Below are 25,468 nucleotides of genomic sequence, written 5' to 3'. Positions count from 1 at the left end.
GGCGTTTTTTGTTTGCGGCCGGCCTTGCCCCACCGGCGATCATCAGGGGAGAGTCGCGGAATGTCGCGCACCGATCATCGCAATCCGAACGTCGCGGGGCTGCGCCCCCGCTCAAAGCTGGTCCATGGCGGCATCCGCCGCTCGCAGTTCGACGAAACCTGCGAGGCTCTGTACCAGACCTCCGGCTTCGTCTACGGCTCGGCGGAAGAGGCGGAGAACGCCTTCGCCAACGACGGCACGCGCCATGTCTATTCCCGCTTCCGCAACCCGACCTCGGCGATGTTCGAGGACCGGCTGGCCGAATATGAAGGTGCGGAATGGGCCTATGCCACCTCCAGCGGCATGGCCGCGGTGCATGGCGCCCTGATGAGCGGCCTGCGCACCGGCGACCGGGTGGTGGCGCCACGGGCGCTCTTCATCTCCTGCTATTGGATTCTGAAGGAACTGTGTAGCCGCTACGGCATCGAAACGGTGTTCGTCGACGGCACCAATCTGGCCGAGTGGGAAGAGGCGCTGTCCAAGCCGGCCAAGGCGGTCTTCCTGGAAACCCCGTCCAACCCCGGGCTCGAGGTCGTCGATCTCCAGGCCGTCTGCGATCTCGCCCACAAGGCGGGTGCGGTGGTCGTGGTCGACAATGCCTTCGCCACGCCGGTGCTCCAGCGCCCGTTCGACTTCGGCGCCGACGTCATCATCTATTCGGCGACCAAGCACATCGACGGCCAGGGCCGCTGCCTGGGCGGCGTCATCCTGGCCAAGGACAAGAAATACGCCTCGGAGGTCATCCATCCCTTCCTGCGCAACACCGGACCGACCATCTCCCCCTTCAATTCCTGGCTGCTGCTGAAGGGGATGGAGACGCTGGAACTGCGCGTGCAGGCCCAGTCGGCGGCCGGGCTCCAGGTCGCGGAGTTCCTGGAAAGCCATCCGAAGGTGGCCCAGGTGCTGTACCCGCTGCTGCCCAGCCATCCGCAATACGATCTGGTGCGCAAGCAGATGACCGGCGGCGGCAACATGCTGTCGGTCTTCCTCAAGGGCGGCAAGACCGAGGCGTTCAACACGCTGAACGGCCTCCGCATGGTGATGATCTCCAACAATCTGGGCGATTCGAAGAGCCTGGTCACCCACCCCGCCACCACCACCCACTGCAAGCTGACGGACGAGGAGAAGGCCGCCGCCCGGATCGAACCCGGCCTGCTGCGCCTGTCCGTTGGTCTAGAGGATCCCCAGGACATCATGGAAGATCTCGACCGCGCGCTCGCCGAGGCGTAAAGATCGTGCCGGAACTTATGTTGCAGTGCAGCGTTGACCCTGCAGTCAGGTTCCGGCAACGATTTCTTCAGAGAGGCGACGCCCATGTCACGAGAGAATGCCGGCAACGGCCACCCCACCGACAGGCTGATGGCGGTGGCGGGCCAGATCACCAAGACCGGCCTTCGCGGTGGTGAAATGGGCGTCGCTGCGGCGCAGACCATCGGCTATCGCACCGCGATGATGACAGCGGCGCTGTCGAACCCCATCGACTTCGCCAATCCGGAATTCATCCGCATGGGTGCGGAGAAGGTGGAAGCGGCGGTGGAGGCCTTCCACGCTGTCGCCACCGGCATCGGCGAGTTCGGGCAGGCCTGGATCAGCATGATCGCCAAGCAGACCCAGGCAGCCGCCACCACCATCGGCGGCCTCGCCAGCTGCAAGAACCCGGTGGAAATCATCGATGTCCAGCAGCGCCTGCTGGCGGATGTCGTCGATGCCGGCATCCATGCCAACCTGCGCCTGATCGAGGCGACGGCCTCCCTCGCCGCCGCCGGCATGAACCCCGCCTACCGCAAGGTGCGCGCCAACGCCCGCCGCCTTGCCCGCGAACAGGCCTGACCGATCAAACCACGTCCGCGGGAGCAAGGCGGCAGCAACTGCCGTCATGCTCCACCTGGATGGTGGCGTGGCCGATGCCGAAGCGCTCCTTCAGCACCGTCGAGATTTCCAGCAGCAGCGCGTCGTCCTGATCCATGCCGGGACGGACGAGATGGGCGGTCAGGGCGGTTTCGGTCGTGCTGATCGGCCATATGTGCAGGTCATGCACGGCGGTGACGCCGGGCAGTCCAGCCAGATAGCGCTCCACCCCGGTCCGGTCGACGCCATCCGGCACCGCGCCCATCGCCAAGCGCACCGAATCACGCAGCAATCCCCAGGTGCCGGCGACGATCACCAGGGCGATGAGGATGCTGGTCACCGGATCCAGCCACAGCCAGCCGGTGAAGCGGATTAGCAGCGCAGCCATCACCACGCCCAGCGACACCGCCGCGTCGGCCGCCATGTGCAGATAGGCGCCGCGCAGGTTGATGTCGTGCTTCTGCCCGCCCATGAACAGCCAGGCGGTCCAGCCATTGATGACGATGCCGACCGTCGCCACCACCATCACCGTCGCTTCCCCGACCGGTTCCGGATCGGCAAGGCGGTTGACCGCCTCCAGCAGGATGGCGCCGACGGCGATCAGCAGGATCATGGCATTCAGCAGCGACGCCAGGATCGAGGCGTTGCCGAAGCCGTAAGTATAGCGTCCCTGCGGAATTCGCCGCCCGAGCCATACCGCTCCCCAGGCCAGCAGCAGTCCCATCACGTCGCTGAGATTGTGGCCGGCGTCGGCGATCAGGGCAGTGGAGTTGGCGATCATCCCATAGACCGCCTCCACCACCACGAAGCCGATGTTCAGCAGCGCCCCCAGAGCGAAAGAGCGGTCGTAGCGCGCCGGCCCGTGATGGTGTTTGTGGCCGGAATGGCCGTGATCGGAATGGTCATGCCCGGCATGATCTTGGTCGAGGTGGGTGGAACCGCCGTGGAAATGGCCGTGCGGCATGGTGGTGGATCTCGCCATCGGATTGTGCGTCGCAGCGCACCGGACTCTGGGCGCACCGGTGTTGTTGGACAAGTGTGATATTGAGGGCGCAGCGCGCCTCTTGCGCCGGTCCGTCGCGGCGCCTAGCTTCGCGCGGTCACTCACGATCAACAGTGAACGAAGGAAATGGTCATGAAGGCGCGCGTCACCTGGGTGGACGGCAAGATGTTCGTCGGCGAATCCGGCAGCGGCCATGCCGTGGTGATGGATGGCGCCGTGGAAGCCGGTGGCCGCAACGCCGGCATCCGGCCGATGGAAATGCTGCTGATCGGCATGGGCGGCTGCACCTGCTTCGACGTGGTGATGATCCTGGAAAAGGGCCGCCAGCAGATCACCGATTGCGTCGCCGCCATCGAGGCGGAGCGGGCGGACACCGATCCGAAGGTCTTCACCAAGATCCACGTCCACTTCACCGTGACCGGCCGCAAGCTGGACCCGGCGAAGGTCGAGCGCGCCATCGCCCTGTCGGCGGAAAAATACTGCTCGGCCTCCATCATGCTGGGCCAGACCGCGACCATCACCCACGACTTCGAATTGGTCGAGGCGCCGTAACAGGGTGGCTCCGTAACTTTTTAGTTGCATCCATACGCATGACTCGCGAAGGATCGGACACCTGCCCCGAACCTTCGCGATCATCGCGTGCGACCCTTCGTTATTGTTTCCCTTCTCTCGCTGCTCGCCTCCTCTGCTTTCGCCGGGGAGGCAAGGGTCAGCCTGTCCGACTGGGGCGGGATCGGGCTGTTGCAGATGCCGAACGCCCGGATGGCGCCCGACGGGTCGATGAGCGGCGGGTTGACCGCGCTCGGTGATCTGCACCGCCATTACACGATCTCGGCCCAGCCGCTGCCCTGGCTGGAGGTCACCGGGCGCAACAGCGCCTATCCCGGCTATTACGGGCTCAGCGAACCCGGTCTCGACCTGAAGCTTCGCCTGCGGCGAGAGGACGAGTATGGGCCGGCAATCGTGGTCGGCGGACGCGATGTCACCGGCTCGGGGCTGGATCTGCCGGGCAAGGGCCGCTTCGCCGGCGAATACATCGCCCTGTCTCGCCGCTGGTGGGATGTCGACCTGACGCTGGGCATGGGATGGGGAACGCTGGGAGAAGCCGGCCAGCTGCGCAATCCGCTGCGCTTCCTGGGTGGCCGGTTCCGCCGCGACCGCGATCCCTCCGCCTGGCCGACCGCCCGCGGCCCCAAGGCATGGTTCAGCGGCGAGCGGGTGGCGCTGTTCGGTGGTGCGGAGTGGCACTTGCCAGTCGACGGCCTGAGCCTGAAACTGGAATCCTCCGGTGACCGCTTCCGCGCCCAGCGGCAGGATGAGCCGGGCTTCGATCCCGGCAGCCGCTTCAGCCTCGGCCTGTCCTGGCGCCCCACATCCTGGGCCGATCTGGGCGCAGCGTACGAGCAGGGACGCCGCTTGATGCTGCGGCTGTCGGTCCGCTTCGATCCGGCGGTGGATGCCGACAAGCCCGACCGCCCTCCCCCGACCATCGGCCCGCGTCCCTCGGCCGGATCGGCCTTGTCCGCCGATGCCATCGCCCTGGTGGCCCGCAGCCGGGGCCTGCCCGTCCGCTCGGCCCGGATCGAGGGGGAACTGGCGACCCTGTGGCTCGACCCGGCCGGGACCGGGCGGATGCCGGTGGCGCGCGAGGTCGGCGATGCCGCCCGCCTGCTCGCCGACTTGGCTCCCCCCGGAGTCGAGCGGCTCCGCATCGTCACCGGCGCCGCAGGTCTCGACGCGGCCGCCGTGACCCTGCTCCGCCGCGATCTGGAACGGGCCGCAAACCATCGCGGCAGCGCCGAGGAGATCTGGCAAACCACGCAACTCGCCCCGGCGGCCAAACCGCCGCCCGATTGGCGCCCTTCCCTCGATCTCTCGACCCGGCTCGTCGCCACCTTCGATCTGGCGGAGCTAGGAACCCCATTGGCCCAACGCACCCACACGGACGTGATGCTGCGGGCGGAGCCGATGCGCGGGATGGTGCTAGGCGGCGGGCTGCGCATCAACGCGCCAAGCGATCTGGAACTGCTGGATACCAATGCCCTGCCGGCGGCACAGCCCGTGCGCAGCGATCTGCCGCGCTACGCCGACCGTCAGATGTCGCTCGACCATGCCTATGGGGCATGGCTCGCCCGTCCGGCGGATGGGCTGACCACCCGGCTGTCCGCCGGCCATCTGGAGGAGATGTATGGCGGCATCGGTGCCGAGGCGCTGGTGCAGCCGCTCGCCGCCCGTTGGGCGGTCGGCCTCGACCTCAACCATGTGTGGAAGCGGCGGCCGGACAGCCTGTTCGGCTTCGACCGCACCGACGCCCGCGGCACCGGCCATGCCAGTATCTATTGGGAATCGCCGGGGGCAGACACCACGACCGCGCTTCGGCTCGGCCGCTATCTCGGCGGCGACTGGGGCGGCACGGTGGAGGTGATGCGTCGCTTCGACGGCGGCATCGGCCTGACCGCCCATGCCACCTGGACCGAAGGGCCGGACGGGGCGCAAAGCCGGTTCGGCGGGAGGATGGACTGGGGGCTGGCTCTGGTGGTGCCTATCGCCGCATCGGGCTGGCTGCCGGTCGGCGGCACGGTGGAGACGGCGGTGCGCACGCTGGGCCGCGATGCCGGACAGCGCTTGCAACAGCCGCTGCCGCTCTACGATCTCCGTGTGCCGGGAGGCGTCGGCCGCCTCACCGGCACATGGTCGCGGCTGCTCGACTGAATCAACGGATCGGCTTGCTGCCCGGCGTGACGACGGGAGCGGTGGCCGGCGCCCTGGCCGGCGTTGTCGAAGAGTTGCGCGGGTCGAGCACCACCGTCGTCCACTGCCCCTGCGGGGTCATGGCGTTGGCGACATAGCGGTCCCCATCCTTGCGGAAGTCGCGCACCGAGACATAGCCGGCGGCGCTGAGCTGGTTGAGCAGCGTCGTCTGTTGCAGCTCGATCGGCTTCTGCCCTCGGCCGCGGCGCCCGGCAAGATCGGAGGAGGGGCCTCCAGCGGAGCCGGTCAGGCCGGACAGATCGCTGCCGGTGCTGCCGGAATAGTTCTGGCTCGAATAGGTGGAATAGCCTTGCGAATAGGTCTGCTGCGCCATCGCCGCCGGAACCATCGCGACTGAGGCGGCCATTGCCGCCAGGATCAATCCGGTCTTCATCGGGTCCTCGCTCGTTGTCGTCCCCCATGGCCGGCGGATGCCGGACCTCTCAGGAAGCGGAAACGCGCAAACAGCCCCGTTGTTGCATAAATGCCAGCCCGCACCAGCCCTGCGGCACTCCGATACTCAGATCGATCAGGAACGGGGAACATCATGCCCACGGCGTTGTTCTGATCTTCGAATGCCGCCGCACCGGCTGTGCTTACCGTCACCACGCCCCGACTTGCATGCCCAAGCAGAGGCCAGGAGATGGAGACGACGGGACGGCGGATGCGGCCACGACTTGTCTCATGCGTGACGCCGGCAGTCCTTGGTGACTATTCGGCCGAGCGAGGGAGGGTATGATGCTCTATTGGGCTCTCGTTTTCTTCGTCATCGCGCTGATCGCCGGCGCGCTCGGGTTCGGTGGAATTGCGTCGGCCAGTTCCGGCATCGCGCAGATCCTGTTCTTCCTGTTTCTGGTCCTGTTCGCCATCAGCCTGATCATGGGTCTGGTCCGGCGACGCTAGGCAGGCTGCCAAACCGGCCGGCCTACGGTTCCGGCGGGACGGAACCTCCTTCGGGTCGGCCGGTTGATCGCAGTGTCTCCTGAGGCTGCAAGACTCTCTCTCCTCTAGAGATGCCGTCGGCGCAGGTATGCCCCGACGGCGTCTTTATCGTCCCCGCCTTCGGCGGCGTCCGTACGGGCGCCGCCGTTCTTTTTTCTCTGCGGTCTTCCATCCGCGGCCGAAAGCGACGGACGCACATGGAAACGGGGCGCCCGGTCACCGGACGCCCCGCGGAAATCAAAACTTCTCGGCACTCTCGGCGAACACGCACCCGTTACGATCAGGCGTCTGCGTCGTCCGACGGGCTCTCCCCTTCCATCAGCAGGCGGAGAGCGCGGCGGCCGCGCGACAGGCGCGACTTCACCGTACCGATGGAAATGCCCAGGATGTCGGCCGCCTCATTGTAAGAAATCCCTTCCAGCCCGATCAGCAGAACCACCTCGCGCTGCTCGTTCGGCAGCAGGGCCAGCGCCCGGCGGAGATCGCGCAGTTCCATCCGCACGAACTGCGATCCGGGAGCGGCACCGATGGCGGCCTGCGCCTCGGCGTCGATATCGACGACCGGCTGACGGCGGCGCACACCGTTGATGTGCAGGTTGCGCAGGATGGTGAACAGCCAGGCCCGCAGGTTGGTACCGGGACGCCACAGATGCAGGCGCGACAGGGCGCGTTCAAGGCATTCCTGCACCAGATCGTCGGCCAGGGTCGCGTCACGCACCATTGCACGGGCGAAGCGGCGCAGGCGTGGGATTTCCTCTTCGATCTGCCGGATAACCGCCGGGTCGGGCGGTGCGTTGGGATCGGGGCGGAAGTCGTCCTCCGCAGCGGCCTGGACAACCGTGTCGGCGGCGTCAGCGAGATCGGCATCGGTATCGACATCGGCCGGGGCTTCGTCGATTTCGGCGCTGGCTTCGGCCATCTTGGCCTCCGCATGGGCAGTCAAATGGGTCTCCATCCCGGCATCGGCGGTGTCTTGGTCAAGATACGTCGGCAGGCGGTCCGAACGGGTCCGGCCAACGGCCTCGGCGCCGAAGGGCACCGGCTCGACCGGGATGCGCTGTCGGTGGCTCAAGGTGGTCGCGACGTGGTTCGCCATCGGTGAAACGATGCCTCCTTCAATGCCGTTCGCCACGGCGGCTCTCCGCGCCTTGGTGCGGATGGCTTTGCCGGGGCCTCCGGCGCGACGGCCCCGGACAATGGATGGTCTCCGTCGTCCGGGGCCGTCGAATTCACAGCCGATTATCTGGCCCGATCCGTACTTAATGAGCGCACAAAGGAGCTGCCAGTTGGGAAAAAGGCTAATGGGTCATACAATGGAGACAATTAACCCCTAGAGTACCCCGGCTATCCCATGCCAATCACCGTTCGGGCATTGGCTTAAAACATGGTCGTTCGTTATTTCTCCAACACGATTGGAGGACGCATGACCAACGCGAAAAGAAAAAGACCGACCGACACCAGTCGATCGGCCTATGTATTTTTTATTGGCGGCGCCACATCAACCTCTTACGGTGATGTATTCTCCGGCGGCCAGCCTTCCGTTTCGGCTTATGCCGCTATGCCTCGTACCCGTCCAGTTGGGTGCAGCGGCGTCCTCCCTGAAAACTCTGCTTCCGACCTTTTGATGGTCTCCAAAAGCTCGAAGAAAATCATACAGGGGGGTCCGGTGGAAGACCACACGAACCTTTGCGGTACACCGTCCGCGTTTCGCGCCCCGTCAACCTCGCAGGGCAATGCCAAGCGGCGAACCCGTTGTGCGCGCATCTCGGCGTTTGCCGCGGCGGCACTCCTGCCCTGCCTGCTGGCATCGGCACCGGCCAGCGCCGGCATTGCGGAGAAAACCGTCGCCGCGCTGGAGGCGTTGGCCAACAAGGGCAGCGCCCGCGCCCAGTATGAACTGGCACAGCATTACGAACGTGCCGACGGGGTGAAGGCTGATCCTCGGCTGGCCTTATCCCTCTATTGCCGGGCCGCCCGCCAGGATTACTCCGACGCCGCGCTGATGGCCGGGCGCATGCACATGGCCGGCCTGGGCGGCGTGTCCAAGGACGCCGACCTCGGCCGTGCCTGGCTGCGCAAGGCGGCAGCTTTGGGCAACGAGCAGGCGGAGCGTCTGGTCGGTAGCGCCGGGGGAACGGTAAAGACGCCGGACCGCTGCGAGCCGCCCAACCTGCGGTGGGGCATCATCCGCAAGCCGCCGGCGGAAATCCGCGCGATGGTCCAGAAGATGGCACCGACCTACGGTCTCGATCCCGATCTGGTGCTGGCCGTCATCGCGGTGGAATCCGGCTATCGCGTCGATGTCGTCTCGAACAAGAACGCCCAGGGGCTGATGCAGCTGATCCCGGAGACGGCAGAGCGCTTCGGCGTGTCCGACCCCTTCAACGCGGAACAGAATATGCGCGGCGGCATGAAGTACCTGCGCTGGCTGCTGGCCTACTTCAATGGCAACGTCGCCTATGCGCTGGCCGGCTACAACGCCGGCGAAGGCGCCGTGTTGCAATACAAGGGCATCCCGCCCTACCGCGAGACGCAGGATTACGTAACCAAGATCCGCGGGATCTACGCACAGACCTATCATCCGTTCAACCGCGACATCGTGCAGTCGGCCGGCCTCGTCAGCAGCGCGCGAGAGGAAGTGGCCGAACTGTCGCTTTCGACCAAGGCGCGTAGCGGTGGAAAACGATGAGAACGGAAGATTGCGACTCGGAAAAATGCGACTCGAGCGACTCGGGTGGCGCTTGGTTAACACTTTGGTTATAAAATGACGATTACCCTCGGGGAACGACGGATTTCGCAAGCGTTGGCGCCTTTCGGGACGCCTTCCCGCGTAACCCGCCAGTGTCTCACCCGCAACGTTTCATCCGAACGTTTCCCGAGGACCTGCCCGATGCCCATGGCCGCCGACGTCGACACCATCGAACGCACCTCCATCGTCGCCTACACTCTGCTGAACGAGCTTCATGAAGTCCTGGCCCTGCCCAAGGCTCCGGACGACGTCACGCTGGGCATCCTGATGGGCATGGCCATGTTCCTCGACGACAAGGTTGGCCCGATGCGCGCCAAGCGCCTGATGGCCGAGGCGCCGACCATCGTGCTGAAGACGGATGCCCACGTCACCACCGACCAGACCCAGCGGATCATGCCGGTCCTGCGCGCCTTCGGCGATCACCTGAAGGAACTGCGCATGAAGGCGGAACGCCCGGTCACCGGCACTGTCGGCTGACCGCGGCAGCCTCCCCGGTTGTTTCTTCGACAGCGTGGACCCGTCGCCTAACTCGGCGCCGGGTCCGCTGCGTTCATGGATTGTCAGGCTGCTTGACCATCGGGTGAAATGGGCGGAAGCTTCGCGCCCATGGACTGGTTCACCGGGATCAGCATCGTCGCCATTGTGGCCGGCGTGACCATCAGCCTCGTCGTGCTGGTGGCCGTCGGATCGATCCGACGCAGCCAGAATGAGGCCGCGGCCCGCCAGTCCCAGCAAATCCGCAAGCTGACGGAGACGGTGGCGACGCTGTCCCAGCAGCAGCAGGCGGCGCAGACCCACATCCAACAATTGACGGACGCCAACCGCAAGCTGTCCGACGAGCTGTCGGCCCTGGGCGAGCGGCTGAGCGATGCCGACACGGTCCAGCGCGTGGCCGGCACGGCGAGGCTTCTCCATTGACCGCAACCACCCGTCCCGACACCGCACCTGCGGATGCGGCCACTCCCGATGGCGCCATGCCCGATGGTGCACGTGAACGCGACCGTTGGGCCGCCAGCGCCGATGCCTGGGATCGCTGGGCCGATCCGATGGCCGATTTGGCCGACAAGCTGAACCGCCCGCTGCTCGATGCGGCGGGGCTGGTCGAGGGTCACCGCTTGCTCGACCTTGCATCGGGTGCGGGGGAGCCCGCCTTGAGTGCCGCGCGCCGGGCCGGTGCGGACGGGCTGGTGGTCGGAAGCGATCTGGTCCCCGGCATGATGGCCGGCGCCGTCCGCCGCGCCAGGAGCGTGGAGGGGCCGGCCCCCGCCTTCGCCGCCGCCGACATGACCGCCCTGCCCTTCGCCGACGCCGCTTTCGACGGGGTGACCTGCCGCTTCGGCATCATGTTCGTGCCGGCGGTGGAAACCGCCCTGCGCGAGGTACGGCGTGTCCTGCGTCCCGGCGGCAAGGCCGCCTTCATGGTGTGGGGATCGCGTGCCGGGAACGGCCTGTTCGCGGAGATCGGCGACGCGGTTGCCGACCATCTCGGCGAGGATGGCAGCCTAGATCCGCTGTTCCGCTTCGCAGCACCGGGGCTGCTGTCCGACCTGATGCGCACCGCCGGCTTTGCTGAGACATCGGAAGCCGACCTGACCCCGGTCCGCAAGGCGCCCGCCGGCCAGCCCTTCTGGCATGCCGCCCTCGACATGAGCTTCGGCCACCGGCTCGGCGGATTGACTGCGGAACAGCGAAAGGCGCTGGAGGCCGATATCGCCCGGCGGTTCGACGCCAGGGCGGTGGACGGCATCGTGCCGGTGCCGTCGCATGCGCGGATCGTGGTCGGGGTGGCGGGTTAGCGCCCCCTCCCGTCAGTAATCCTTCTCGTAAACCACACCGAACTTCGTCTCGGAATTGGCGCCGACGGACGCCGTGCCCTTGAGGTTCTTGGTGATGTCGACCTCGACCTTCGCCCGGCTCTGGTTGGCGCCGATTCCCTGCTCGACGCCGACATAGACGCGGTCACTGACATAGCGGCCGGCCTGCACCGCCCCGCCCTTGCCGTTCTCGCCCTGGGTGAAGTCCAGCCGGTCAACACCCAGGCCGCGGCGCACCGTGTCCAGGATGCCGCCGCCGCCTCCGCCGACACCGGCCAGCGCCGCCGCGGACTGGGCAAGCTGCACTGCCTCCGCCGCGCTCAGGTCGCCCACCGACTTGCCGAACAGCACGCCGGCCAGCACCTCGTCCTGCGGCAGTCCCTGGGGTGAGGTCAGCTCGATCTTCGGCTGGCGGGCGGTGCCGCTGACCACCACGTCGGCGGTGATGCCGTTGGCGGTCGCCTCCGCCAGCAGGTCGAGCCGCGGGTCGATGGGCTGGGTACCGTCGAAGTCGAAGATGCCGCGCTTGAACTCGAAATTCTTGGCCAGCAGGTTCAGGCTGCCTTTCAGGATGTTGAAGCGGCCGGTCACCTCCGGCGCGGCAGCAGTTCCCTTGACGCGCAAATTGCCGGCAAGCTCCGCATCCAGCCCACGGCCGCGCACGAAGATCTGGTTCGGCGCGTTCACCGTCATGTCCAGCGCCAGGACGAAGGGTGTCGCGGCCGGCGGGGTCTCGGCCGGCTGGGGCACGCGGCGGGTGCCGCCGGCGGTGGACACCTGGGTCGTCCCGCGGGCGCGACGGCCCTTGCCGACCTCCGTCACCTTGAGATCGACGACGTTTGCCGGCATGCGGTCGGGCACCTGGATCTCGGCGCGGCGGATGTCCACCGGCCCGGCCAGCCGGGCGTCGGCGAAACCACCGGTCAGGGTCAGGTTCGCCCCGATCTCCGCCGTCACCAGATCGATCTCCACCAGCCGTGCATTGTCGGCCTGGAGCGCGATGTCCAGCTGCCGGTCGGCAGGGGCACCCGGACGGATGACGCCGCTGGCGCTGATCGCGCCGCCGTTGCGCGTCCGGCCACGGAAGCTCTGAATGGTGAAGACGTCACCGTCGCCGACCAGCCGCGCCTCGATGTTGGTGATCACCGCACCCGACGTCCGGTTCTCGTAGCGCCCGTTCGCCAGCACCACCGACCCGCCGAGCGCCGGCTTGCCCACCGTCCCGCCAGCCCGCACGTCGAGCCGCAGCGATCCGCGCGCCCGGTCGCCGGAGGCGGCAAGCAGGTCGTTCGCCAGCGACAGATCCACCGTACCGTTCACCGCCGCCTCCAGCGCCCCGTTGGGCGGCACGCTGACGGCATAGCTGTCGGGGTTCATTACCAGCGGAAGCGCGGCGTTGGCGGTCAGCGTGCCGGCATTCTTCGGCATGGCGATCCGGCCGTTCAGCGACAACCGCCGGTCGCGCCATTGGGCGTCCAGCGTCGTGTCGATGCCCGGAAGCCCGGCCTGCGTGGTCTGCTGCGCCTTCAACCCGCTGACCCGCAGCGTGGCGTCGGCGCGCGGGTTGCGCAACGTGCCGCCCAGCGAGGCCCGCGCGTTGGCCACCCCGTCCAATGCCAGCGTCGGGCTGGCCAGCTTCGCCAGCGCCAGCGGCAGGCGGTCGATGGTCAGCTCGCCGCTCAGCCGGTCGCCGTTCAGGCCGAGGTCGGCGGCCAGCCGGGCATTGCCCGACGACAGCCGCAGTTCTTTCACCTCATACCGGTGGTCGGCAAGCAGGATGGTTGCCGGGGCGGTGGTCCGCAGATCCTCTCCGGCATAGCGCGCCTGCAGGCGGTCGAGGCGGATGCGCGTCACCTGCCCTTCCCGCGTCAAATTGCCGGCAAGGTCCAGCGCAACCGGCTGGGCGCCCGCTCCGGCGGCATTGGCCTGAAAACCGGCCTTCGCCGGCGACCCATCGACCGAGGCCGTGACGCTGCGCAGCTCGGTGCCGGCGGCGTTGCCGTCGGTCATCTCCACCCGCGCCTTGCCGCTGGGAATGCCGAGCGCATCGGCCACGTCGGCCTTGGCCGTCAGGCGGCGGGCGGTGAGCAGCGGTCCGCCCTCCCCATCGACCCGCAGATCGCTGGCGTCGGCCGTCAGATTGGCCGCCTGCTTGCCGCCTTTGCCGTCGAGCGCCAGGGTGAAGCTCGCCCCACCGCCCAGCGGCATCCCCGCCAACGCCGACAGGCCGTTCAGGTTGGGCAGCTTGCCCTCCAGCCGCCCGGTGGCGAGCAGCGTGTCGAGCGCCACCTGGGCCTGTCCGGTGATGCGGTTGTTCCCGTTGGCGACGGTCAGCCCGTCAAGCCGCAGCGTCTGTTCCCGCAGCGCATAGCGCCCGTCCACCGACAGCGGCGTCTTGTCCAGGTTGGTCCGCGCCGAGACCGTGCCGTTCGGCGTCGCCGGCAGGCCGGCGGCGGTCGCCTTGACCTCCGTGGCGCCCAGCCGTCGGCCCTGCACCACGAGGTCGCGGGCATTCAGCGTCGCCTGCGCCTCAATGGCGTCGAGCGGGCCGCGGGCAATCGCCTCCAGCGTCGCCGCCCCCTCCATCGGTGTGCCGAGCGCGCCGCCCAGCGGCTCCAGCTTCGTCACGGTCAGGGTGGTGCGGGCATCGACCTTGTTGTCGGCCAGCGCCGCGTTGCCGGTCAGCTTGCCGTTGCGGCCATCGACCGTCAGGTCGGCCAACCGCATGGCGCCGTCCGGCTCCATCCTGGCGGCCAGCTTCAGCGTCGCCTTGTCGCCCAGCACCGCATCGGCAGGCGTGCCGGTGGACAGCCGGTCGAGGCTGCCGGTCAGATCGGCGGTCAGCGTGCCATCGGCCCCGCGCTTCACCGGCCCCGCCAGTGCCACGGCACCGGCCAGCGGCCGGCCGGCGAGGCCCGACAGTGGGGCGAGGTCGTCGGCGTTCGCGTTCAGCGTCAGGTCGACCGTCTGGCCCCAGCCGCCGACGGTGCCCTTTGCCTCGGCCCGTGCCGCGGCGGCGGTCAGCGCCAGTGTCTCCAGGCCGATCCGGCCGCTACCGGTTTCGATCTGCGCCTTGGCGGCGAGAATCGTCTCCGGTCCGGTCAGGTGGGACAGCGCCGGATCGTCGGCAGCGAGGTCGCGCAAGGTGGCGTTCACCGCGACGTTCAGCGCACTCAGCGCCCCTTCGGCAGACCCTTCCACCACGCCCTCGCGCCAGGACAGCGGCACCAGCGGATGCAGCGTGGAGTCCGGCCCGGCCTGCAAGGTCCAGCGCAGGGTCAGGCTCTTGTAATCGGCGGCGACATCGCCGTTCACCGTCGCGTTCGCGGCGGCGACGGTCAGCGCCAGCGGACGCAGGTTGATGGCCCCAGATGGCGCCCGCAGGACAGTCGCGTTCAGCGTCGGGTTGGGGCCGATCAGCGGCACCACCGTTTCGCCGGCCAGCCCGGCGATCAGCGGCGCGAAGTTGCCGCCGGCCGCCAGCGTCAACGCATGCCCCTCCGGCCCCTTCTTGATGGTGGCGTCGGCATTCAGCGTGCCAGTGGGTGATGCCGCCTCGCCGGCCATGGCGGTCAGCTTGCCGGTCCAGTCGTCCAGCGTGCCGTCGCCCTTCAGCGCCAGTTCGACCGGCGGCAGGCCGGAAATCGACAGCGCGCGGGCCATGACGCCGCCCGCGGGTTCGGATGCATCGACCGACAGATTCAGCGTGTTCTTGCCGGGATCGAAGATGGCGACCAGATCGGCCTTGCCCGGCTTGTCGTCGATGCGCGCCACCGACAGGTTGGCGTTCAGCGCCCCGCCGCTGTGCTCCAGCGCCAGGGCGCCGGCAATGCGCAGCACCGCCGGTTCACCGAGCAGCGCCGGTGCCAGTTCCAGCCGCTCCACCACCAGCTTCTTCAGATCGATGTCGACCGGCAGGCTGGGCAGCAGCGGGGCGTTGGGGTCGGAGGGTGCAGCCGGCTGGGTGCTGACCGGTGCGCGGGTCACCACGACGGACGCCGCCTCCAGCGCGTCGATCCTGGCGCTGCGCAGGAACAGGGCGGATGGCGACATCACCACATGCAGCCGGTCGATGGTCAGCCAGACACCCTGGCTGTCGGCCAGCGTGACGGTCGCGATGGTGAAGTCGGTGGGGATGCTGCCTTCGATGGCGCCCAGCTTCAGGTGCATGTCCGGCGACTCGACGGCACCCTCGACCTTCGCGACCAGCCAGTCGCGGGCGGTATCGCCGGCGAACAGCGAGAAGGCCCGAGCGGGCTGCGGACCGGCCAACAGGCCGGCAAGGATCGTCAGACCGACCAGAAATAAGCGAACCGCCGTCACACCATGCCCCTTCACCAGCACCATCTTTGTCTCAACCGCAATAAACGGTCATCGTCCCAAAGGATTGGGACGAAAATGCGCCATCAGAACGCCTGGCCCAGGCTGAGATACAGCTGCCAGCGCGAATCGCCGCTGACGGGATTGAGCGGAACGCCGACATCGACGCGCAGCGGGCCGAAGTCGGTGTAATAGCGCAGCCCCAGCCCGGCGCCGACGCGCAACGGCTCGCTGAAGTCGGGATAGGCCTTGTCATAGACGGTGCCGGCATCGACGAAGGGCACCACGCCGATGCTCTCCGTCACCTTGATGCGCAACTCCGCCCCGATCTCGAACAGCGACCGGCCGCCGACCGGATCGTCGTAGCGGTCGCGCGGCCCCGCCTTCTGAAAGCCGTAGCCGCGCACAGACCCGCCGCCGCCGGCATAGAAGCGGTGATCTGGCGGAATGTCGCTCAGCGACGTGCCGAGGATGCTGCCCAAGCCGATCCGGCCCGCGGCGACATAGCGCCCGTCCTTGCCGAGATCGTAATAGGTGGAGCCGTTCAGCAATATCGAGGTGAAGGGCGACTTGGTGTCGCCGCCCACCGGGAACCACGGCGTCACCTGCAACGATGCCCGCTGGCCGGAGGTCGGGTTCAGCAGATTGTCGGTGCCGTTCCAGGCCGCCCCCAGCGGCACGCCGATGAAGGAGGTCTGATAGGTGGTGTCCTCCGTCCGCACCCGGCCTCGCTCGCCGGCCACGCCATAGCTGACGGTCAGCTGGTCGGTCAAAGGCCGCTCCAGCTTCACCGTCAGTTCGGACGCGACGCGGCTGTAGGCCGGCGGCTGGTCGTTCACCACGGCGAAATTGACCAGCAGCGACTGCTTCACCGCCAGGAAGTCGGGCTTGCGGAAATTGACGCTGAAGCGCAGGTCCGGCAGGTCGTTGCCTTTGCTCGACGTACCGCCGGACGATCCGGCGACGCGTCCGACATCGACGCCGACGCGAAGCTGCTCCGCTCCGCCGAACAGGTTGCGGTGGCCCCAATAGGCGTTGGCGCCCACCCCGTCTTCGGTCGAATAGGTGACGCCGCCGCCGATGAAGCGGCGCTTGCGCTCGCCGACCGAAACGATGACCGGCGTCACGCCGTCCGGCCCCGGCTCGTCTGCCATCCTGACGCGGACGGTATCGAAGACCTGAAGGGCGGCGATGTCCTGGCGCGCCCGGTCGGTGGCGCCCGGGTCGTAGACCTGCCCCTCCTTCCAGGCGAGACGTCCGCGCACCAGATCCTCGTCGACCTTCTCCAGCCCTTCGATGCGGGTGGCGCCATAGCGGGTGAGCGGGCCGGGATCGACGGTGTAGGTGACATCCATCGTCCGGTCGGAATGGTCGACCACGACCTCGCGGTCGGGCACCTTGGCGAAGGCATAGCCGCGCTTGCTCAGCCGACCGACCAGTTCCGACTCGGCGTCCAGCACCTTCTGCGCGATTGCGGGGGCACCGGCGACGAGGCCGAGATCGTCGGTCGCGACCTCCTTTGGCAGGATAGAGTTGCCAGCGGAATTCGAAACACCGCGCACCGTCACCGTCTTGACGTGATAGAGCGGCCCCGGCGTCACCGCGACCGTCACCTTGACCGGGGGAGCCTGCCCGCCCGCAGGCAGGGTGCCGGCCGCCGCCGGATCATCGATGCGGATGTCCAGCTTCGCGTCGTAATAGCCGGCGGAGCGCAGCGCCGTCTGCAAGCGGTCGCGGTCGCTGTCGGCCCGCCGTTCCAGCCCAATGAGCGAGGGCGGATGGTCGTCCTTCAGCTCCACCAGGGTCGAGGCGTCGCGCAGCGTGCCGCGCAGCCCCTCGTCCTCGACGCCTGTGATCTCCACCTCATAGGTGATACCGGCCGGCCTGACCTCCTCGTCCGGTGGCGCGGCGTCCGGCGGAGCACCCTCCGACTGCGCCGCGGGCACGGCACCGGGGATACTGTCGGGCGGCGAATCCTGGGCATAGCCGGCGTCGGCCGGCCCCAGCATCAGCAGGGCGGCGACCATCGGTACGGCGATCGGAGCCTTGAGCGGAGCGGCTGCAATCCTCGTTGCAACGGCGGCGCGGCGGCGGGAAGCGGAAGCGAAGCGGATCATCGTCCCCAATGTAGGGCCCATTGACGCATGGCTCCATCCCGGAAATTCGCCCTAGACCAAAGGGCACGGCGCTTGCGTTTTTGCCCGGAATCCATATATTGCGCCGCAACAGTTTCCCCGACAGCGCCCACCGATTTCTTTCGGCGGGCCTTTTTGTTGTTTGTGGCATGACGCTGCTGCGTGTCGGGGGTGCCCTTGCGAGACCGAAGGCTCCATGAATCTCCGTAACGTCGCTATCATCGCCCACGTCGACCACGGCAAGACCACGCTGGTCGACCAGCTCCTCAAGCAGGCCGGCTCGTTCCGCGAGAACCAGCAGGTCGCCGAACGCGCCATGGACTCCAACGACCTGGAGCGCGAGCGCGGCATCACCATCCTGGCCAAGTGCACGTCCGTTCTGTGGAACGACCTGCGCATCAACATCGTCGACACCCCGGGCCACGCCGATTTCGGCGGCGAGGTGGAGCGCATCCTCTCCATGGTCGACGGCGTCGTCCTGCTCTGCGACGCGGCCGAAGGCCCGCTGCCGCAGACCAAGTTCGTGCTGGGCAAGGCCCTGAAGCTCGGCCTGCGCCCCATCGTCGTCATCAACAAGGTGGACCGTCCCGACGGCCGTCCGCATGAGGTGCATGACGAGGTGTTCGACCTGTTCGCCTCGCTCGACGCCTCGAACGAGCAGCTGGACTTCCCGACCCTGTTCGCCTCGGGCCGCAACGGCTGGGCGACCACGGACCTGGAGAACGGCGCCCGCGAGACGCTGACCCCGCTGTTCGAGCTGATCCGCGACCATGTTCCGGCCCCGAAGGTCGAAGAAGACCAGCCCTTCAGCATGCTGGCGACCACGCTGGAAGCGAACCCCTATCTGGGCCGCATCCTGACCGGCCGCATCCTGACCGGTTCGGTCAAGGTCAACATGGCCGTCAAGTCGATGAGCCGCGACGGCAAGCTGGTCGAGAATGCCCGCATCAGCAAGGTGCTGGCCTTCCGCGGCCTGGAGCGCGTTCCGGTGGACGAGGCGCATGCCGGCGACATCGTCGCTCTGGCCGGCCTGACCAACACCACCGTGGCCGACACCATCTGCGCGCCCGAAGTGGCCGAGGCGATCCACGCCCAGCCGATCGACCCGCCGACCCTGGCGATGACCTTCTCGGTCAACGACAGCCCGCTGGCCGGCCGCGAGGGTGACAAGGTCACCAGCCGCATGATCCGCGACCGCCTGTTCCGCGAAGCCGAAGGCAACGTGGCGCTGCGCATCTCCGACACCGAGGGCGGCGACGCCTTTGAGGTGGCCGGCCGCGGCGAACTGCAGCTGGGCATCCTGATCGAGACCATGCGCCGCGAAGGCTACGAGCTGGCAATCAGCCGTCCGCGCGTGCTGTTCAAGACCGATCCGCTGAACGGCCAGCGCCTGGAGCCCATCGAGGAAGTCGTCGTCGACGTCGACGAGGAGTTCTCGGGCACCGTCGTTCAGAAGATGTCGGAGCGCAAGGCCGACCTGATCGAGATGCGTCCCTCGGGCGGCAACAAGACCCGCATCGTCTTCCATGCGCCGTCGCGCGGCCTGATCGGCTACCAGGGCGAGTTCCTGACCGACACCCGCGGCACCGGCATCATGAACCGCCTGTTCCACGGCTACGCCCCGTTCAAGGGCGCCATCGCGGCACGGCGCACCGGCGTCCTGATCTCCAACAGCGACGGTACCGCGGTGGCTTACGCCCTGTGGAACCTGGAGGATCGCGGCCCGATGCTGATCGATCCGGGCGTGCCGGTCTATCAGGGCATGATCATCGGCGAGCACACCCGCGGCAACGACCTTGAGGTCAATGTCATCAAGGGCAAGCAGCTGACCAACATCCGCACCACCAGCAAGGACGAGGCTGTCCGCCTGACCCCGCCGATCCAGATGACCCTGGAAAAGGCGCTGTCCTACATCTCCGACGACGAGCTGGTGGAAGTGACGCCGAAGTCGATCCGCCTGCGCAAGCGCTACCTCGATCCGAACGAGCGCAAGCGCCACTCGCGTGCCGCCGAAGCCAGCTGATAACGGTTCGCATATAGGTTAGAGTACCGGCGGCGCTTGCCCCCCTGACAGGGAGCAGGCGCCGCCTTCTTTTTTGCACACTGCTAGGATGTTTCCGCATGGCGATGGCGACCGACGCGAAGTCCCCCGGCTCCCCGTCCTTCTCTCCCCGCCAGCTGTGGGCCCGAATCGGCCCGACCGGGCTGTTCGCCCTGATCCTCGCGCTGCTGATCGCCCTGCCGATCCTTGCCGTCTTCGTCCAGTCCGTCGGCGTCTCCACCGATCTGTGGGGACACATGGCGCGGACTGTGCTTCCCGGCTATATCCTCAACACGGTGATCCTGCTGGGCATCGTCGGAATCGTCACGCTGGTGAACGGCGTCGCCTGCGCCTGGACAGTCACCATGCACGACTTCCGCGGACGCGGGATCCTGCAATGGCTGCTGCTGCTGCCGCTGGCCATGCCGGCCTATGTGCTGGCCTACACATACACCGATTTCCTGCAATTCGCCGGCCCCCTGCAGTCCTTCCTGCGCGCCACCTTCGGCTGGCGGCGCGGCGACTATTGGTTCCCGGACATCCACACCGCCTGGGGCGCCGGGCTGGTGCTGTCGTCGGTGCTGTACCCATACGTCTATGTGCTGACCCGCGCCGCCTTCCTGGAACAGTCGGTCTGCGTGCTGGAGGCCAGCCGTACGCTGGGATGCTCCGCCTTCGGCGCCTTCCGCCGCGTGGCACTGCCGCTCGCCCGTCCGGCGCTGGTGGCCGGCGTCGGCTATGCGCTGATGGAGACGCTGGCCGACTTCGGTGCGGTGCGTTATTTCGGCATCGACACCTTCACCGTCGGCATCTACCGCACTTGGTTCGCGTTGGGCGATCCGGCGGCGGCGGCACAGCTTGCCGCCGTCCTGCTGCTGGTGGTGCTGGCGCTGGTCGGGCTGGAGCGGCTGTCGCGCGGAAAGATGCGCTTCCACCAGACCACCGGCCGCTACCGCGCCCTGCCTGCCCCGCGCCTGTCGGCCCGCGGCACAGTGATTGCCTGGATCGTCTGCCTGACGCCGGTGCTGTTCGGCTTCCTGCTGCCCGGCGCCGTGCTGATCCGCATGATCCTGCGCGGCGGCACCGAGCTGACGCTCGCCCGATTCACCGACCTGACGGTGAACACCTTCATCCTGGGCGCCAGTGGCGCGGTGCTGGTCGTCGCGGTGGCGCTGATGGTGATCCATGGCGTGCGTCATGACCGCAGCGGCTTCGCCACCGGGGCGGCACGGCTCGCCTCGCTCGGCTATGCCACGCCGGGCACGGTGATCGCCGTCGGCATCCTCATCACAGTCGGACTGACGCGCGACTGGACCGGCTGGCCGATGGGCGCGATCCTCGGCACCACCATCGCCGGCATCCTTTACGGCTACCTGATCCGCTTCTTCGTCGTCGCCTATGGGCCGCTGGAGTCGGGCTTCGCCAAGATCGGCCCGAATCTGGAAGGGGCGGCACGCTCCCTCGGCCACACGCCGTTGCAGGTGCTGCGCCGGGTCCATCTGCCGCTGCTGCGCCCCAGCCTGCTCAGTGCTGCCATGCTGGTCTTCGTCGACATCACGAAGGAGTTGCCGGCGACGATGATCCTGCGGCCCTTCAACTTCGACACCCTGGCGATCGAGGCCTTCCGCATGGCTTCCACCGAGCGGCTGGACGATGCCGCCCTGCCCGCCCTGGTGATCGTTCTGGTCGGTCTCGCCCCCGTCATCTATCTCAGCCGCACCATCGCGGCCTCGCGGCCGGGGCACCGCGACTGACCGTCAGACTTCAGTGCGGCTTTCCACCCGCTCTTCGTGCCGAAGCTCCGCCGCCGGCACGCCCGTCCGGCACGCCCGCTGCTTTTCGCGTTCCTTCCAGCGGCGGAAGGACTGCTCGTTCCACCAGCCGCCCAGCCGCCCGCCGATGTCGGCAAGCCGCTGATAGAGCGGCCGGCGCCGGCTGGTCACGCGGGCCGGCTCCAACGCCAAGCCGACGGAGGTGATGATGCTGTCCTCCATATCGCGCACAATCAGTTCGACGCCGCCCATGCGCACCCGGTCGCCCAGCTCGCAGGAGCCACCGAACTCATTGCGCAGCAGGTCGCTCAGCGTCAGCCGGGCGTTCGACATCGACAGCGGCAGCCCATACATCTCGGCGATCTGCTCCACCGTCGCGTCCGGGCTCAGCACCAGATCGCCGTAGAACTCCCGGTCGTTCTGGTCGAGCGCCCGGCTGCCGCCATAGAGTCTGTCGATCAGAGTCAGCCGGTGCTGCGGCGTGAACAGATACACATGGTCGCCGGGCTGCAACGGCTTCGCCTTGTGCAGCGGCACCACGGCACCCGAGCGGATAACCAACGACGGCTTGGCCCAGCGCGGCATGCGCTGACCCCTGGCCGCCGGGCTCTTGGCATGGACGGTGTAGGCGACCAGTTCCTGGTCGGCATTGCCGGGAAGCTCCAGCTCCACGCGCTCGACCGGGCCGCGGCGCGGCGGCACGATCAGTTCCAGCGCCCGCGCCATCGTGCCGATGGTCCAGCCCTGCACCAGCAGCGACACCACCACGACGATGAAGGCGGTGTTGAAGATCAGCTGTCCGTTCTCCAGCCCGCCCAGTACCGGCACCAGCGCCAGCAGGAGCGACACCGCACCGCGCAAGCCCACCCAGGCGATGAAGCTGGTTTCCCGCACCGAGAAGCTGAAGGGCAGCAGGCACATCCACACCGCGGCGGGGCGGGCGACGACGATCAGGACGAAGGCCACACCCAGCGCCGGCAGGATCATCCCGGCGAATTCCCGCGGCGTCGCGAGCAGCCCCAGCATCACGAACATGACGATCTGGCTGAGCCAGGTCAGCCCGGCATGGAAGCGCCGCAGTTCCAGCGCCCCGCGCAGCTTGACGTTGCCGGCATAGAGCCCGGCGGCATAGACGGCGAGATAGCCGCTGCCGCCCATGACGTTGGTGACGGCGAAGATGAACAGGGCGAAGGTCAGCGTCACTACCGGGTTCAAGCCGGCTTCGAAATTCGCCTTGTTGATGAAGGTCACCAGCAGCCAGCCGCCGGCCAGCCCCATCACCCCGCCCAGCGAAAAAGCCAGCACCAGTTCGCCGACAATGGCAATGGGGGACGCCAGACCGTGGGTCGCCGCCTCCACCAGCAGGATGGTCACCATGATGGCGACCGGGTCGTTGCTGCCCGATTCGATTTCCAGAGTGGAGCGGACGCGGTCGCGGAGCGTGATGCCGCCGACGCGCAGCAGGAAGAAGACCGCCGCCGCGTCGGTGGAGCTGCACGCCGCCCCGACCAGCAGCGCCTCTCCCCAGGCCAGCCCCATCAGGTAATGGGCGGCGATGCCCACCACGCCGGTGGTGACCGCCACCCCGACCGTCGCCAGCGTCATCGCCGGCCAGGCTGCGGCCTTGTAGCTGGCGAGCTTGGTGTCGAACCCGCTTTCGAAGAGGATCACGGCCAGCGCCATCGATCCGATCAGGAAGGCGGAGCCGGCATCGTTGAAGGAGATGTGGCCGATCCCGTCCTCGCCGGCCAGCAGGCCGATGCCGAGGAAGATCAGCAGCAGCGGCGCACCGACCCGCAAAGCGAGGTAGCTGGTCAGCACGCTGACGATCAGCAGGGTCGATCCGATGAGGATGATGTAGCTGACCGCCTCCATAAGCCCCGCGCGCCGTTCTTATCGGGCCGCCATCTGGCGGAACTCCTTGATTTTGACGGCAACTCCCCACATCCGCAAGGAGTAGGACCCGGAGGCGGTCATTCGGATAGGCTGTACGCTTACGATACCAGCTTCCAGCTTCCGTCAGCTTGACGGCAAGCGGTGCCACGCGCCACCTCGGTCCTGCCGTCGATCACGACCGTATGGTTGTAGTCGCGGCAGGTCTGGCCGTCGGTGCCCTGATAGGTCCTCACCGGCTGAATGGTGCCGCTGTTGCCGGACTGCGGGTTGTTCCAGGTGATGGTCTGGTTGTTGGCGACCGCGCGCTCCTCCGCGTCCGACGCGCGGTTCTGGTCGGCGGGACTGAAGTGCCGGGCCAGCTGCTGGCCGGCATAAGCGCCGACCAGCGTACCGATGGCCGTCGTCGCCAGCTTGCCCGCGCCTCCACCGAAGCGCGAGCCGAGCAGGCCGCCGGCGACGGCGCCGCCCAACGTGCCGACGGTCTCCGACGTGTTCATCCCGCCGATGCCGCCGCCGCTGCTGTTTCCGGCTTGGCAGGCGCCGAGCGATAGAGCCGCAACCGCGGCGATGGCCGTGACGCGCAACCTGTTGGTCATGGTCCGCATGGTGGTTCCCCCGCATCAACGTTTCACGGTTAAAGTCCGGTCAACGCTTATGGAGAGAAGAAGTTCCCCCAAAGAAGCAGGACCAAAAGATCAGGGAGCGATGGAAGCAAAATGCGTTTTCACGTGTTTAGAGACCGAACAGTCAACACGTGGAGGGTAGTATGATGTCCCGTTTGCGTCTGATCGGTGCGGTGTTCGCGCTCCTTTCCGTCACCGCCTGCTCGACTGGCGGCGTGGTCGGCGGTGCGGCCGGTGCGGCCGGCGGATACGCCGTGGACGGTACCCGCGGCGCCGTGATCGGCGGTCTGGGCGGTGCGGCGCTGGGCACCGCCATCGATCACTAAGACCGGCCGCCCAAAGGCCTCAGTCACGCACCGGTGCGCGCGTCGATTCGCGCGGACCGGTGGCGAAGACGGCGAGCGCGTCGTGCAGTTCCGGCAGGACGCGCTCCACCGCCAGTTCGCCCTCACGGATGCAATCGTCGGCCCGGTCGAACTCGGTCAGCCCGATGTGACCCAGCCGCGGCACAATGTGCACATCCGGCGGATCGCCGGCCAGCCGTGACCGGGTTATCCGGTCGGTGACGATGCTGAGCGACGAGACCATCACGCCGAACAGGCTCGGCCCCTCATAGTCGCGGCGGAAGATCCGACGCGTCAGGGCGCCGATGCCGCTCGGCGCGCGATGGCCCGGCGTCTCGTCCTCGACCAGCCGCAACAGGTCGAATCCTGCGGCGGTCGGCACGCTCGACCCGGGCTTGCGCGCCTTGCCCAGAATATCGCCGGCCAGATTGACGGCGATCACCATCTGTGCGCCCAGCGCCCGGCAGGCCGACACCGGCACCGGGTTAACCAGCGCGCCGTCGATCATCCAGCGCCCGTCGATGGACGCCGGTGGGAACACCCCCGGCAGCGAGAAGGACGCCCGCATGGCGTCGACCAGTTCGCCGCGTTGCAGCCACACCTCGTGGCCGGTCACCAGATCGGTGGTGACGGCGGCATAGGGGCACGGCAGTTCCTCGATCCGCACGTCGCCCAGATGCAGGCGCAGTTCAGCCAGCAGCCGGTCGCCGCTGATCAGTCCGCCGCCCTGGCGCAGCCGCAGATCCAGATAGCCGACGATCTTCATCCGGGTCAGCGAGCGCACCCATTCTTCCAGCGTGTCGAGCTTTCCTGCGAGATGGACGCCGCCCACGAGCGCCCCGACCGAGGAGCCGCAGACGATGTCGGCCTCGATGCCATAGCGCTTCAGCGCCCGCAGCACCCCGATATGCGCCCAGCCGCGTGCCACGCCGCCGCCCAGCGCAAGACCGATGCGCGGACGCCGTGCGCTCCCGCCGCCATTGTTTCCGCCATTGTTAACGCCATTGATGCCGCCATTCAGGCTGGTTCCATTCGGCATTGGCCTTCCCCCCGTCCCCGGCGGCACCGATGTTCGCCGCCCTGATCGTCAGCATCCTCGTACGGAATCGGTAAAGGAAGCCTGTAACCAGCACCGGCGCCGCCGCGTCGACCGGTGGACAAAGCCGAAGCCCATGGGCTAAGCCATCCCCA

At 67.7% G+C, this 25,468-nt stretch carries 20 protein-coding genes; 12 read left to right on the top strand and 8 right to left on the bottom strand.

What is annotated here, in order from left to right; genetic code table 11:
* Positions 1-60: 60 nt before the first annotated feature.
* The gene (gene metZ / locus ABNQ38_RS15795) at positions 61-1,269 is read left to right on the top strand and encodes an O-succinylhomoserine sulfhydrylase (RefSeq protein WP_377809229.1); all 1,209 of its coding nucleotides are present in this window, start codon (positions 61-63) and stop codon (positions 1,267-1,269) included.
* An 84-nt stretch (positions 1,270-1,353) separates the two neighbouring features.
* Positions 1,354-1,869, top strand: a complete 516-nt coding sequence (locus ABNQ38_RS15790; RefSeq protein WP_098739672.1) for a phasin family protein — start codon at positions 1,354-1,356, stop codon at positions 1,867-1,869.
* 4 nt (positions 1,870-1,873) lie between these two features.
* On the opposite strand, the gene ABNQ38_RS15785 is transcribed toward ABNQ38_RS15790, so the two are convergent.
* Positions 1,874-2,869, bottom strand: coding sequence for a cation diffusion facilitator family transporter (locus ABNQ38_RS15785; RefSeq protein ID WP_377809228.1), 996 nt, complete (start codon positions 2,867-2,869; stop codon positions 1,874-1,876).
* A 153-nt stretch (positions 2,870-3,022) separates the two neighbouring features.
* Here ABNQ38_RS15785 and ABNQ38_RS15780 point away from each other — a divergent pair, with 153 nt between their 5' ends.
* Both ABNQ38_RS15780 and ABNQ38_RS15775 read left to right on the top strand, forming a co-directional pair.
* The gene (locus ABNQ38_RS15780; RefSeq protein ID WP_174471960.1) at positions 3,023-3,442 is read left to right on the top strand and encodes an OsmC family protein; all 420 of its coding nucleotides are present in this window, start codon (positions 3,023-3,025) and stop codon (positions 3,440-3,442) included.
* Positions 3,443-3,529: 87 nt separating this feature from the next.
* Positions 3,530-5,602, top strand: coding sequence for a YjbH domain-containing protein (locus tag ABNQ38_RS15775; RefSeq protein WP_377809227.1), 2,073 nt, complete (start codon positions 3,530-3,532; stop codon positions 5,600-5,602).
* 1 nt (position 5,603) lies between these two features.
* On the opposite strand, the gene ABNQ38_RS15770 is transcribed toward ABNQ38_RS15775, so the two are convergent.
* Positions 5,604-6,035, bottom strand: coding sequence for a hypothetical protein (locus ABNQ38_RS15770; protein ID WP_377809226.1), 432 nt, complete (start codon positions 6,033-6,035; stop codon positions 5,604-5,606).
* Positions 6,036-6,379: 344 nt separating this feature from the next.
* Between ABNQ38_RS15770 and ABNQ38_RS15765 the strand changes: the two genes are divergently transcribed.
* Positions 6,380-6,544, top strand: a complete 165-nt coding sequence (locus ABNQ38_RS15765) for a DUF1328 domain-containing protein (RefSeq protein ID WP_042689062.1) — start codon at positions 6,380-6,382, stop codon at positions 6,542-6,544.
* A gap of 319 nt (positions 6,545-6,863) precedes the next feature.
* Here the strand turns inward: ABNQ38_RS15765 and ABNQ38_RS15760 are convergent, their stop codons facing one another.
* Complete coding sequence (locus ABNQ38_RS15760) at positions 6,864-7,679, bottom strand: sigma-70 family RNA polymerase sigma factor (protein WP_377809225.1); 816 nt, start codon at positions 7,677-7,679, stop codon at positions 6,864-6,866.
* Between the two features lie 327 nt (positions 7,680-8,006).
* Between ABNQ38_RS15760 and ABNQ38_RS15755 the strand changes: the two genes are divergently transcribed.
* The 4 genes from ABNQ38_RS15755 to ABNQ38_RS15740 all read left to right on the top strand — a co-directional run bounded on the left by ABNQ38_RS15755 (position 8,007) and on the right by ABNQ38_RS15740 (position 11,128).
* Complete coding sequence (locus ABNQ38_RS15755) at positions 8,007-9,272, top strand: lytic transglycosylase domain-containing protein (protein WP_377809224.1); 1,266 nt, start codon at positions 8,007-8,009, stop codon at positions 9,270-9,272.
* A gap of 201 nt (positions 9,273-9,473) precedes the next feature.
* Positions 9,474-9,809, top strand: a complete 336-nt coding sequence (locus ABNQ38_RS15750) for a hypothetical protein (RefSeq protein WP_109048289.1) — start codon at positions 9,474-9,476, stop codon at positions 9,807-9,809.
* 129 nt (positions 9,810-9,938) lie between these two features.
* The gene (locus tag ABNQ38_RS15745) at positions 9,939-10,250 is read left to right on the top strand and encodes a hypothetical protein (RefSeq protein WP_377809223.1); all 312 of its coding nucleotides are present in this window, start codon (positions 9,939-9,941) and stop codon (positions 10,248-10,250) included.
* Positions 10,247-11,128, top strand: a complete 882-nt coding sequence (locus ABNQ38_RS15740) for a class I SAM-dependent methyltransferase (RefSeq protein ID WP_377809222.1) — start codon at positions 10,247-10,249, stop codon at positions 11,126-11,128. Before ABNQ38_RS15745 ends, ABNQ38_RS15740 begins: the two co-directional genes overlap by 4 nt.
* Positions 11,129-11,140: 12 nt before the next feature.
* On the opposite strand, the gene ABNQ38_RS15735 is transcribed toward ABNQ38_RS15740, so the two are convergent.
* Together ABNQ38_RS15735 and ABNQ38_RS15730 are read right to left on the bottom strand one after the other, a co-directional pair.
* Complete coding sequence (locus ABNQ38_RS15735; protein WP_377809221.1) at positions 11,141-15,493, bottom strand: translocation/assembly module TamB domain-containing protein; 4,353 nt, start codon at positions 15,491-15,493, stop codon at positions 11,141-11,143.
* Between the two features lie 59 nt (positions 15,494-15,552).
* Complete coding sequence (locus tag ABNQ38_RS15730; protein ID WP_377809220.1) at positions 15,553-17,604, bottom strand: autotransporter assembly complex family protein; 2,052 nt, start codon at positions 17,602-17,604, stop codon at positions 15,553-15,555.
* A 193-nt stretch (positions 17,605-17,797) separates the two neighbouring features.
* On the opposite strand from ABNQ38_RS15730, the gene typA reads away from it, so the two are divergent.
* Both typA and ABNQ38_RS15720 read left to right on the top strand, forming a co-directional pair.
* Positions 17,798-19,624, top strand: coding sequence for a translational GTPase TypA (typA, locus tag ABNQ38_RS15725; protein WP_377809219.1), 1,827 nt, complete (start codon positions 17,798-17,800; stop codon positions 19,622-19,624).
* Positions 19,625-19,722: 98 nt separating this feature from the next.
* Positions 19,723-21,396: an ABC transporter permease gene (locus ABNQ38_RS15720; protein WP_377809218.1), complete on the top strand. Its 1,674-nt coding sequence runs from the start codon at positions 19,723-19,725 to the stop codon at positions 21,394-21,396.
* A 3-nt stretch (positions 21,397-21,399) separates the two neighbouring features.
* On the opposite strand, the gene ABNQ38_RS15715 is transcribed toward ABNQ38_RS15720, so the two are convergent.
* Together ABNQ38_RS15715 and ABNQ38_RS15710 are read right to left on the bottom strand one after the other, a co-directional pair.
* Positions 21,400-23,289 (bottom strand): potassium/proton antiporter, encoded by a 1,890-nt coding sequence (locus ABNQ38_RS15715; protein ID WP_377809217.1) that lies wholly within the window; start codon positions 23,287-23,289, stop codon positions 21,400-21,402.
* Between the two features lie 119 nt (positions 23,290-23,408).
* Entirely contained in the window at positions 23,409-23,906 is a 498-nt protein-coding gene (locus tag ABNQ38_RS15710) for an RT0821/Lpp0805 family surface protein (RefSeq protein WP_377809216.1), read from the bottom strand.
* A 170-nt stretch (positions 23,907-24,076) separates the two neighbouring features.
* Between ABNQ38_RS15710 and ABNQ38_RS15705 the strand changes: the two genes are divergently transcribed.
* On the top strand, positions 24,077-24,259 hold the full coding sequence (locus tag ABNQ38_RS15705; RefSeq protein ID WP_085089555.1) for a hypothetical protein: 183 nt from the start codon (positions 24,077-24,079) through the stop codon (positions 24,257-24,259).
* A gap of 19 nt (positions 24,260-24,278) precedes the next feature.
* Here the strand turns inward: ABNQ38_RS15705 and ABNQ38_RS15700 are convergent, their stop codons facing one another.
* Entirely contained in the window at positions 24,279-25,316 is a 1,038-nt protein-coding gene (locus tag ABNQ38_RS15700) for a patatin-like phospholipase family protein (RefSeq protein ID WP_377809215.1), read from the bottom strand.
* Between the last annotated feature and the right edge of the window lie 152 nt (positions 25,317-25,468).

The sequence above is a fragment of the Azospirillum sp. A29 genome (assembly GCF_042604625.1).
In the GTDB taxonomy this organism is placed as follows: Bacteria; Pseudomonadota; Alphaproteobacteria; order Azospirillales; family Azospirillaceae; genus Azospirillum; species Azospirillum palustre.
The sequence above is the reverse complement of the archived record's forward strand: the minus strand, read 5'-3'. Positions and strand labels throughout refer to the sequence as shown.

What these genes read in the sequence shown, in the direction of transcription:
- metZ (WP_377809229.1), top strand. Translation starts at nt 61, where the DNA reads ATGTCGCGCACCGATCATCGCAATCCGAACGTCGCGGGGCTGCGCCCC.
- ABNQ38_RS15790 (WP_098739672.1), top strand. Translation starts at nt 1,354, where the DNA reads ATGTCACGAGAGAATGCCGGCAACGGCCACCCCACCGACAGGCTGATG.
- ABNQ38_RS15785 (WP_377809228.1), bottom strand. Translation starts at nt 2,869, where the DNA reads ATGGCGAGATCCACCACCATGCCGCACGGCCATTTCCACGGCGGTTCC.
- ABNQ38_RS15780 (WP_174471960.1), top strand. Translation starts at nt 3,023, where the DNA reads ATGAAGGCGCGCGTCACCTGGGTGGACGGCAAGATGTTCGTCGGCGAA.
- ABNQ38_RS15770 (WP_377809226.1), bottom strand. Translation starts at nt 6,035, where the DNA reads ATGAAGACCGGATTGATCCTGGCGGCAATGGCCGCCTCAGTCGCGATG.
- ABNQ38_RS15765 (WP_042689062.1), top strand. Translation starts at nt 6,380, where the DNA reads ATGCTCTATTGGGCTCTCGTTTTCTTCGTCATCGCGCTGATCGCCGGC.
- ABNQ38_RS15760 (WP_377809225.1), bottom strand. Translation starts at nt 7,679, where the DNA reads ATGGCGAACCACGTCGCGACCACCTTGAGCCACCGACAGCGCATCCCG.
- ABNQ38_RS15755 (WP_377809224.1), top strand. Translation starts at nt 8,007, where the DNA reads ATGACCAACGCGAAAAGAAAAAGACCGACCGACACCAGTCGATCGGCC.
- ABNQ38_RS15750 (WP_109048289.1), top strand. Translation starts at nt 9,474, where the DNA reads ATGCCCATGGCCGCCGACGTCGACACCATCGAACGCACCTCCATCGTC.
- ABNQ38_RS15745 (WP_377809223.1), top strand. Translation starts at nt 9,939, where the DNA reads ATGGACTGGTTCACCGGGATCAGCATCGTCGCCATTGTGGCCGGCGTG.
- ABNQ38_RS15735 (WP_377809221.1), bottom strand. Translation starts at nt 15,493, where the DNA reads ATGGTGCTGGTGAAGGGGCATGGTGTGACGGCGGTTCGCTTATTTCTG.
- ABNQ38_RS15730 (WP_377809220.1), bottom strand. Translation starts at nt 17,604, where the DNA reads ATGGGCCCTACATTGGGGACGATGATCCGCTTCGCTTCCGCTTCCCGC.
- typA (WP_377809219.1), top strand. Translation starts at nt 17,798, where the DNA reads ATGAATCTCCGTAACGTCGCTATCATCGCCCACGTCGACCACGGCAAG.
- ABNQ38_RS15720 (WP_377809218.1), top strand. Translation starts at nt 19,723, where the DNA reads ATGGCGATGGCGACCGACGCGAAGTCCCCCGGCTCCCCGTCCTTCTCT.
- ABNQ38_RS15715 (WP_377809217.1), bottom strand. Translation starts at nt 23,289, where the DNA reads ATGGAGGCGGTCAGCTACATCATCCTCATCGGATCGACCCTGCTGATC.
- ABNQ38_RS15710 (WP_377809216.1), bottom strand. Translation starts at nt 23,906, where the DNA reads ATGACCAACAGGTTGCGCGTCACGGCCATCGCCGCGGTTGCGGCTCTA.
- ABNQ38_RS15705 (WP_085089555.1), top strand. Translation starts at nt 24,077, where the DNA reads ATGATGTCCCGTTTGCGTCTGATCGGTGCGGTGTTCGCGCTCCTTTCC.
- ABNQ38_RS15700 (WP_377809215.1), bottom strand. Translation starts at nt 25,316, where the DNA reads ATGCCGAATGGAACCAGCCTGAATGGCGGCATCAATGGCGTTAACAAT.